Annotated in this window: 8 protein-coding genes; 2 read left to right on the top strand and 6 right to left on the bottom strand. The window is 67.3% G+C overall.

All coding sequences use genetic code 11. The annotated features are described in order from the left end of the window. The 3 genes from RTU05_RS16065 to crtY all read right to left on the bottom strand — a co-directional run. On the bottom strand, positions 1–623 hold a 623-nt coding region (locus tag RTU05_RS16065), incomplete at its 3' end, for a phytoene/squalene synthase family protein (RefSeq protein ID WP_312599338.1). Continuing rightward, the gene (locus RTU05_RS16060; RefSeq protein ID WP_312599337.1) at positions 620–2,101 is read right to left on the bottom strand and encodes a phytoene desaturase; all 1,482 of its coding nucleotides are present in this window, start codon (positions 2,099–2,101) and stop codon (positions 620–622) included. The genes RTU05_RS16065 and RTU05_RS16060, both read right to left, overlap by 4 nt. Next, the gene (gene crtY / locus RTU05_RS16055; protein WP_312599336.1) at positions 2,101–3,267 is read right to left on the bottom strand and encodes a lycopene beta-cyclase CrtY; all 1,167 of its coding nucleotides are present in this window, start codon (positions 3,265–3,267) and stop codon (positions 2,101–2,103) included. Before crtY ends, RTU05_RS16060 begins: the two co-directional genes overlap by 1 nt. An 80-nt stretch (positions 3,268–3,347) precedes the next feature. Between crtY and RTU05_RS16050 the strand changes: the two genes are divergently transcribed. After that, the gene (locus RTU05_RS16050) at positions 3,348–4,082 is read left to right on the top strand and encodes a fatty acid desaturase (protein WP_312599335.1); all 735 of its coding nucleotides are present in this window, start codon (positions 3,348–3,350) and stop codon (positions 4,080–4,082) included. A gap of 72 nt (positions 4,083–4,154) precedes the next feature. Here RTU05_RS16050 and RTU05_RS16045 read toward each other — a convergent pair whose 3' ends face one another. Beyond that, the gene (locus RTU05_RS16045; RefSeq protein ID WP_312599334.1) at positions 4,155–4,865 is read right to left on the bottom strand and encodes a hypothetical protein; all 711 of its coding nucleotides are present in this window, start codon (positions 4,863–4,865) and stop codon (positions 4,155–4,157) included. A gap of 196 nt (positions 4,866–5,061) precedes the next feature. Here RTU05_RS16045 and RTU05_RS16040 point away from each other — a divergent pair, with 196 nt between their 5' ends. Continuing rightward, positions 5,062–5,733: a DUF3592 domain-containing protein gene (locus RTU05_RS16040; protein ID WP_312599333.1), complete on the top strand. Its 672-nt coding sequence runs from the start codon at positions 5,062–5,064 to the stop codon at positions 5,731–5,733. 526 nt (positions 5,734–6,259) lie between these two features. Here RTU05_RS16040 and RTU05_RS16035 read toward each other — a convergent pair. Beyond that, on the bottom strand, positions 6,260–7,705 hold the full coding sequence (locus RTU05_RS16035; RefSeq protein WP_312599332.1) for a M20/M25/M40 family metallo-hydrolase: 1,446 nt from the start codon (positions 7,703–7,705) through the stop codon (positions 6,260–6,262). Between the two features lie 43 nt (positions 7,706–7,748). Beyond that, entirely contained in the window at positions 7,749–7,988 is a 240-nt protein-coding gene (locus tag RTU05_RS16030; RefSeq protein ID WP_087119764.1) for a DUF3297 family protein, read from the bottom strand. Positions 7,989–8,171 lie beyond the last annotated feature (183 nt).

The following is an 8,171-nucleotide window of genomic DNA, read 5'->3' as shown; positions in this document are numbered from 1 at the left end:
CGGTGCTGGGGCTGGTCCACCTGGTCGCGCGGCACGCCCGCCTCGTCCAGCCAGGCGCCCGGCAGATAGACCCGACCGCCCCGGGCGTCCTCGACCACGTCGCGGGCGATGTTCGTCAGCTGGAACGCCAGCCCCAGATCCTGCGCCCGTCGCAGGGTGGGCGCGTCCTCCACCCCCATGATGCGCGCCATCATCACGCCGACCACGCCGGCGACGTGATAGGAATAGTCCAGCGTGTCCTCCAGCGTGTCGTAACGCCGCCCCACCACGTCCATCTCGAATCCCTGCAACAGGTCCATGGCCTCGTCGGCGGGGATGCCGTGGCGCATGGCGACGCGCTGGAAGGCGGTGAAGACCGGGTCGGCCTGGGGTTCTCCGGCCAGGGCCGCCGCCGTGCGGACCCGCAGTTCCGCCAGCTTTTCGCCCGCCAGGACAGGATCGATGCCCACCGCGCCGTGACCCAGAACCTGGCCGTCGATCTCGTCGTCGCAATGCCGGCACCAGGAATACAGCATCCAGGCGTCGTCGCGGATCGCCGCCGGGAAAAGCCGCGCGGCGGCGGCGAAACTCTTGGAGCCCTGCTCCATCGACTGGCGGCTGTGGTCCAGGACGGCGTCGGTCATGCGGGCTGCCTGGCGTCCTGGATCATCAGGCCGGCGGTGGCCTTGGCCGAGCCGACCACCCCCGGCACCCCGGCGCCCGGATGGGTTCCGGCCCCCACGAAGTAGAGATTGGGGATCTGATCGTCGCGATTGTGAACGCGGAAATAGGCGCTCTGCGTCAGGATCGGCTCCAGCGAGAAGGCCGAGCCCTGATGGGCGTTCAACTGGTCGCGGAAATCCACCGGCGTGAAGATGCGGCAGGTGTCCAGATCCGCCGTCAGCCCCGGTATGTAGTGCTGCTCCAGATAGGCCAGAATCCGATCGCGATAACGCGGCCCCTCGACCGCCCAATCGACGTCGGCCGAGGCGAGATGCGGCACGGGCGCCAGCACATAGAAGGCGTCGCAACCCTCCGGCGCCAGCGACGGATCGGTCCGTGTCGGCGCGTGCAGATACAGCGAGAAGTCGTCGGGCAGATCCGGCCCCTTGAAGATTTCGCCGATCAGCTCGCGATAGCGCGGCCCGAACAGCACCGTGTGGTGGCGCACCTCGGGATGGACCCGTTTCAGGCCGAAATAGATGACGAACAGAGACATGGAATGCCGCTTGGCCGCCAGACGCGCGCCCTCCTTGCGGCCCCTCGGCTCCTGGCCCAGCAGACGCTGATAGGTGTGCACCACATCGGCGTTGGAGGCGACCATGTCGAACGCCAGCGTCTCGCCCCCCACGACCACGCCGGTCGCCCGGTCATGCGCCATTGTGATGCGCTCGACCGGGCTGTTCAGCCGGATTTCGCCCCCCATATCCTGGAACAGGCGCACCATGGCCTGGATCAGCGCGCCTGTGCCGCCGCGCGGGAACCACACGCCCCAGCGCCGCTCCAGCGCATGGATCAGGGCGTAGATGGATGAGGTCGCGAACGGATTGCCGCCCACCAAGAGGGAATGGAAGCTGAAGGCCTGACGCAGGTGCTCGTCCTGAACGAAGCTGGCGACCTTGTCATAGACCGACCGCCAGGCCTGCAGCCGCATCAGCTCCGGCGCCGCCTTGACCATGCTGGCGAAGTCGAGGAAGGGCACGGCCCCCAGCTTCAGATAGCCTTCCTTCAGCAGATCCTGCGAATAGGCCAGGAATTTGCGATAGCCGTCCTTGTCGGCGGGATTGCGGGCGACGATCTGGCGATCAAGCTCGTCCTGATCGTTGACGTAATCGAAGACGTCGCCGTCCTCCCAGCACAGCCGGTAAAAGGGCGCGACCGGCAGAAGCTCGACATAGTCCGACAATTTGCGCCCGGCCGCCTCGAACAACTCCTCCAGGGCCGAGGGGTCGGTGATGACGGTGGGGCCGGCGTCGAAGGTATAGCCCTTGTCCTTGAAGACATAGGCGCGGCCGCCCGCCATGTCGCGCGCCTCGAACACCGTGGTCTGGATGCCGGCCGTCTGCAACCGGATGGCCAGCGACAGCCCTCCGAACCCCGACCCGATTACTGCAGCTCGCATCACGCACGTCCTTTTTCGACCAGACAGGCCAGTGCGGCGCCGATGGGCACCGCGGGTTTGCCGCTGAGAACCCGCACCTTGTCGCCCAAGGTCGAGTCCGCGGCGTAGAAGCGTTCGATCAGCGGCTGAGGCAGACGATAGAACCGCTCCAGCACCCTGTATCGTTCCTCAGGGCGCGCGGCGCGAAACAACATGCGATTCAGCAACCGATAAAAACCTCGTCCGGCCCATACGTCGGTGGCGTGACGACGGATGTCGGCGACCAGGGTCGCGGCCTGGAAATCATTCGCCAGGCTGTCCGCCAGTCGCACCGCGTCCGGAAGGGAATAGCCGGTCGTCGGATGAAACAGGCCGGCGCGCAGACCGCTCAGCGCCGTCGCGCCCATCCGCGTCAGATGGGCGCCGATGTCGCCGTCCAGGGCCACGGGCAGGACGCCCTCCTCCTCCCGCAACACGTCCTCGATGACCCAGCCCCGCCCGGCCGCATAATCCAGCACCCCTTGCCGGAACACGTCGTGATCCAGTTCGGCGCCGTCGGTGTAGCGCGTATCCTCGATCAGCAAGGTTCTGGCGTCGAACGGCAGGGTGTAGAGGAAACGATAGCCGCCGGCCTGATCGACGCGAGCATCCATGACGATGGGCGCCGTCAGCCCATGGGGCGCCGCCAGTCGCACCTCCAGTCCCACGAACTTCTGGAACCCCAGCGCCAGATCCGGCGTCGCCGTCGGCCCACGCCCGTCGATCACCGCCCTGGCCTGCAACCGTCGCCCATCTTCCAGCACGGCCTCCTTGGGCGACACCGAGACAACCGGCGTCCCCAGGGTGATCTTTCCGGGCAGGGCCGCGCTCAGCACCGCCGCGAACCGTTCCGCCGTGACGCTGCAATAGGGTGTCGAGAGTTCACGTTCGAACCGTGGAAATCCGACGCTGTACGTCGGCCAGCGATGCACGACCAGCGGCGCGATCCAGGCCCGCTGGGCCTGGGTCAGATCGCTTTCGAAAAAGGACCAGGTATGCACGCCGCCAAGCGCCGGGGCCGCTTCGACGATGCGGACGTCCAGATCCGGTCGAACATGCGACAACCGCAAGGCCAACAGCCCGTTGGCCAGTCCGCCGCCGACCAGCAGAAGGTCCGGCGCGGAAGTGTCAGAGGCGTCAGCCGGCATTTCCCACAGGTGGCACGCGACGACCGAAGCGGCAAGCGAACAGGCTGTTTCCGGGCTCCAAATGCGCTAAGTGTCGCGCCATGGCCGTCGTGTCGCCCGAGCCCCGGATCGTGCCGCATCAGGCCCTCATCAGTCTGACGCTGGCGGGCCTGATCGCGACCGCCTGGCTGACCCTGCACATCCATGGCGTCTATTTTCATCGCTGGTCGGCTTGGAGCCTTTTGATCGCGCCGGTGATCGTCGCCATCCAGACCTGGCTGTCCGTCGGCCTGTTCATCGTGGCGCACGACGCCATGCACGGCTCCCTGGCGCCCGGCCGCCCTCGCCTGAACCTGGCGATCGGAAGCCTGGCGCTGGGGCTGTACGCCGGCTTTCGCTTCATGCCGCTGAAGACCGCCCATTCCGCGCATCATGCGGCGCCCGGCACGGCCCAGGACCCGGACTTCCACGCCGCGGCGCCGCGCGCCTTCGCCCCGTGGTTCTACGGCTTCTTTCGCACCTATTTCGGCTGGCGCGAGATGGGCGTCCTGACGATCCTGGTCTGCCTCGCCGTCTTCGTGCTCGGCGCAGGCATACCCAATCTGCTGGTCTTCTGGGCCGCGCCGGCCCTGCTGTCCGCCCTGCAGCTGTTCACCTTCGGCACCTGGCTGCCGCATCGTCACACGGACGACGCCTTTCCCGATCACCACAACGCCCGCACCAGCGCCTTTGGCCCCATCCTGTCCCTGCTCACCTGCTTTCATTTCGGCCGCCACCACGAACATCACCTGACGCCGTGGAAGCCGTGGTGGCGTCTGTCGCAGCCTGGACAGTGACCCAAGGTCGTGCCCGACCTGATCACCGGCGCCGACGAAGGCGCAGCGTTCCGGTTGCACCTTTGCCTCGCGTCAGCGGAACTTCAACAAGCCGGATCGGGTGGGCGCCTCAGCAGGCGAGAAGTCGTCGATCGACCATCGGAAATCGTCACCATACTGCTGCGTGATGATCTGGGCGGGCGTCGAGGCGCGCGATGCGACGGCGAGCGCCTTGTTGGTCACCTTGACCTTGCCCGCCAGACTGACCGCGTCGTCATAGCCCTTCATGGCCACGGGCGGCGCTTCGAGATAGGCGCCGGTCACCTTGTCCGTCAGAGAAACGATCATTCGCGACGGCTTTGGGAAGCCGATGGTGGTGGACACGTCGATGACGTGTTTCGCCGTGTCCTTGGATCGGATGAGGAACCGGCATTCGTCGCCGGCCTCGGCCACGATCCGCGCCGCCTCGTCGATATGGGGCCGCTCATGCGGGGCCAAGGCCGACAGGGCGGCGACGATCCCTGTCGAAAGCCTCGGATCGCCGCCATGGGGAAGGAAGTCCGCCGGCACGCCGACATGGACGTCGCGCCACCACCAGTTCTCGCGAGAACTGTTCGGCGGGGCGATCTCGACCTGTCCGGCCGCGATCTCGGACGTGAAGTGGATATAGACCGCCGGGTGGCTGCCGACACTGATATCCATGCCGTTCAACCACCAGGCCAGCCGCCGCCCGAAGGCCCAGGCGCCGGGGCAATCCTTTAAGTACTGGTTCCGGCCGCCGTGAAACAGGCGAACATCGTGCACGCAAGAAGGTCTGCCATCCTTGGTCATGCCTGACCGATACCGGAGCGGGAGGTGAACCGGCAAGACGACTTGATGTCTCGGCCTCGTGGACGGCGTTTCAGCGGTTGCCATGGCGGGCCTACAAGAGGCACCCTGTCGCCATGAAGAGCATTTTCCTCTGGGTCGGCGGCCTGTTTGGCGGAATCGGCTGATCTTCTTGGCTGTTGCGGGCTTCCTGCTGGTCAGCGACCGAGGGTTCAGCGACCGGGCGGTGCGAACATCGGGCGTGGTGGTGGACCTGGTTCGCCATGTCGACCGGGACCGGGACAGGACTCGATCGTCAAGCGTCAGCTATTCGGCGGTCGTCGCCTTCCGGGCCGAGGACGGGCGGCGCCACGAGTTCAGCGAAACCGTACGCACCAATCCGCCACGCTTCGCCGTCGGCGATACGGTTCCGGTCCTTTATGACCGGCGGCGGATTTCTCACGCCACCGTCGACGATTTCTGGGGGCGACGGGGACTTTCGACCATCTTCCTGGGCATGGGGGCCATCTTCACCCTGCTAGGCGGGACGTTGCTGACCATCGAACTTCGGCGTCGAAAGAAGGTCTCCCGTCTGCTGAAGGACGGAAGGCCCATCAAGGCCAGCTTCCTTCATGCGTTTCGCGACACCCGCCGCTCGCGCAATGGCGAGCATCCCTTCCGCGTCGTGGCGCAGGCGGCCGACCCGGCCACAGGCCGCCTGCGGCGGTTCGAGAGCGAGCCGATCTGGGTCGATCCCTCCGAGAAACTGGCCGGGCGCGAACTGCGCGTCTTGATCGATCCCGCCGACCCTCGACAGTACCATGTCGACCTGTCGCCGATTATCCAGGACGGCGAGCCTCACTAAGAATCACCAACGGCGTGCGACCGCTCCGCACCCCGCCATCTCGCAACCGATCGCGCCGCCTGCGCGGCGCAATCCAAGGCGCTGCGCCGGCCGACCTAAGCCCGCTCGACCAAACGCTGATGGAGGGCCCACGCGCCGCCCCTCACGCGATATGTCAAAACCGCATCTTGGAAAGGGGCTGGTGCGGGCGGCCGGGGTCGAACCGGCAAGGGCTTTCGCCCGACGGATTTTCGTACCACTTCGGCTTTCGCCGCCGCCTGACGGCGTTCGTGGTCTGGACTATCCCTTCGCCATGGCCGGAGCTTTAGGCGCTGCCCGTCTAGTCTCTACACCTTCCCGTCCAGTGGATCGGGCTTGGCTCGGGATCGCCATCTGACAGGGTTCCCCGACTTTGAGCAGTTCTACGTCCGGAGTTTCCCCCGGCGCACTCAATCCTTCAGCTTAAGTCCGTTGCGTCTACCAATTTCGCCACGCCCGCGTGCTGGTCCGGCTCGTATAGACAGAACCGGACCGATCTCCAAGCGGTCTAATGCGCCGGCGCGGTCGAGGCCGAGGCGGGCTTCATGGCGCGGAAATCGACGTCGGAATCGGCGATCAGCCACAAGAGGCCGGCCCAGGCGGCGACGTTCTGGCTCAGTTGCGCCGGGTCGATCTTGTCCAGGGTGTCGTTGGCGGTATGGTGGAGGTCGAAGTATCGGGTTCCGTCCTGGGCCAGGCCGAAGAAGGGCACGCCCAGCGGTCCCATCGGGCCGACGTCCACGCCGCCTTCGGTCTCGACCCGGTCCGAAGCCAGGACGCCGATGGGATAGAGGACGCGGGTCGCCGCCTTCTGGAAGTCCGACCCTTGCGCGCCGGCGGGCAGGCGAAGGGCGTAGACGCGATCGGCGCCGAAATCGCTCTCGCCGGCGATGATGTGCTTGTCCAGCGCCGCGCCCTGGGCGCGGGCATAGACGGCGCCGCCATTGCCGGTTTGGGCCGTCGGCTGGGCCACTTCCTCGGAGCCGTAGAAGATCACGCGCAGGGTGCGCGCCGGGCGGCGGCCGCTGTCGGCGATGGCCTTGGCGGCTGCGATGGTGATGGCGCCCCCCGCCCCGTCGTCGATGGCCCCGGTGCCCAGGTCCCAGCTGTCCATGTGCGAACCCAGGACGATGATCTCATCCGGCCGGGTGGCGCCGGGCAGGTCGCCGATCACGTTCTGGCTGTGGGTCTGATAGGTGCGGGCGGTCGAGGTCAGGCGCATCCGCACCGGCTGGCCCAGGCCGACCAGGCGGCTGACCTGATCGGCGTCCGGCGCGGCCAGGGCGAAGGCGGGGATGGTCGGCTTGCCGTCCACATAGCGGGTCGTGCCGGTGTGGGGCATCCGGTTCTCGTCCGAGCCGACCGAGCGCATGATGAAGGCCGCCGCCCCCTTGGCCGCCGCCACGCCGGGGCCGGCGCCGCGCACACGGGTCTGGGGGCCATAGCCCGAACCGTCCTGCATGGCGTGCATCTGGCCCAGGTCGATATAGACGATTTTGCCGCGCACGTCGGCGTCGGGCGCGGCCTGCAGGTCCTCCATAGAGGCGAACCGCACGATCTCGGCCTCGACCCCGCCGCGCGGCGTGGCGGGCGAATGACCCAGCGCGGCGGCGACCAGGGTCTGGGCATGGTCGCCGACGATGGCGGCCGAGCTTTCGCCCCGCTCCCAGCCCACCAGCGGGAACTCTTCGATCCGCACGTTCTGGAAGCCGTTGGCGCGCAGATAGTCGGCGGCCCAGGCGGCGGCGTTCTGTTCGGACCTGGAGCCCGCCGGACGGGCGCCGAACCGGGTGGTCAGCTGGGTGACATAGTCCAGCGCGATGTTTGAGCGCATGGCCGCGTCGCGCACCACGATGGCCTGCTGAACCACGGCGGCGTCCTGGGCGTGCGCCAGGGGCGTAAAGGCGGCGAGGCCCAGCGCGAGCGCGCTGGCGGTCATCAGACGACGGGACATGGGAACAGGCTCCTGAACGCGAAGGCCCGGACCCTATTCAGTGTCAGCCGTTCTGGAAATAGGGTTCGACCGGCCCCTGCAATTTGACAGTCAGGGCCTTGCCCTTGCGGTCCACGCGGTTGCCCAGCGCCAGGCGCACCCAGCCCTCGGACACGCAATATTCCTCGACATTGGTCTTCTCCTCGCCCTTGAAGCGGATGCCCACTCCGCGTTGAAGAACCTCGGCGTCGTGGTGAGGGCTGGATGGATCGACCGAGAGACGGTCGGGGGGCGTGTCGGTCATGATGCGGGCCTGGGGTCTCGGAAAGGCGCGGTGATAGCGGCGCCCGACGCGGATGCCAACCGAAAGCGTGGTCGGCGCCGCGCCCTTACTGCACCGTCTGGCGCGGCTGGGCGTTGGCGGCGTTAGACGGCTGATAGGCCTGAGGCCCGGCGGCGGGCGGCGTCGCGGCGACGGCGGGACGGC

It is taken from the genome of Brevundimonas sp., from assembly GCF_032017145.1.
GTDB lineage: Bacteria > Pseudomonadota > Alphaproteobacteria > Caulobacterales > Caulobacteraceae > Brevundimonas.
The sequence above is the reverse complement of the archived record's forward strand: the minus strand, read 5'-3'. Positions and strand labels throughout refer to the sequence as shown.

Coding starts and splice junctions, on each gene's coding strand:
- RTU05_RS16060 (WP_312599337.1), bottom strand. CDS start 2,101: ATGCGAGCTGCAGTAATCGGGTCGGGGTTCGGAGGGCTGTCGCTGGCC.
- crtY (WP_312599336.1), bottom strand. CDS start 3,267: ATGCCGGCTGACGCCTCTGACACTTCCGCGCCGGACCTTCTGCTGGTC.
- RTU05_RS16050 (WP_312599335.1), top strand. CDS start 3,348: ATGGCCGTCGTGTCGCCCGAGCCCCGGATCGTGCCGCATCAGGCCCTC.
- RTU05_RS16035 (WP_312599332.1), bottom strand. CDS start 7,705: ATGTCCCGTCGTCTGATGACCGCCAGCGCGCTCGCGCTGGGCCTCGCC.
- RTU05_RS16030 (WP_087119764.1), bottom strand. CDS start 7,988: ATGACCGACACGCCCCCCGACCGTCTCTCGGTCGATCCATCCAGCCCT.